At 30.7% G+C, this 437-nt stretch carries 2 protein-coding genes; both read left to right on the forward strand.

All coding sequences use genetic code 11. The features are described from left to right. Positions 1-29: 29 nt before the first annotated feature. A complete protein-coding gene (locus OM075_RS26320; protein ID WP_363321664.1) occupies positions 30-164 on the forward strand; it encodes an ATP-binding protein in 135 nt (44 codons plus the stop codon). A 93-nt stretch (positions 165-257) separates the two neighbouring features. Then, on the forward strand, positions 258-437 hold a 180-nt coding region (locus tag OM075_RS25660), incomplete at its 3' end, for a hypothetical protein (protein ID WP_301193398.1).

Here is a 437-nt window from a genome sequence, read left to right on the forward strand (position 1 = left end):
TTAAATACTCTTTTAATAAGCCAAAGATTATGAATCATAAAGAAGCCGGAACCGGTTTGGGATTACCAATTTGTAAAGAATTTATAGAATTGCAAAGGGGTAAAATTTACGTAAAAGAAAATAGCGAGAATGGTGTTACTATCGCCTTTAAGCTAAAGATTTAATATTTACATCTTAAATACACACTTGTGGTGTATTGTCTTTGTGATTTTTGAATTGAAATTATCAAGTAAACGAAATCTTATCTTTTATAATGTATGAATAACAAAACTATTAAAGATGCAGTTCTTGGTGATCGGGAAGCTTTAATTAAGGTTTCATCGCATTTACATGAAATTATTCAGGCATGTACCAAACATAGTACAAAAGAAGTTGCTGTAGGATTAGCTGTCATAGAAGCAAACCGCATTAGTCTTATTGCTCTTAGTCTTGTTTCT

Source organism: Plebeiibacterium sediminum, assembly GCF_026013605.1.
Taxonomy (GTDB): Bacteria; Bacteroidota; Bacteroidia; order Bacteroidales; family Marinilabiliaceae; genus Saccharicrinis; species Saccharicrinis sediminus.

What these genes read in the sequence shown, in the direction of transcription:
- OM075_RS26320 (WP_363321664.1), top strand. Translation starts at nt 30, where the DNA reads ATGAATCATAAAGAAGCCGGAACCGGTTTGGGATTACCAATTTGTAAA.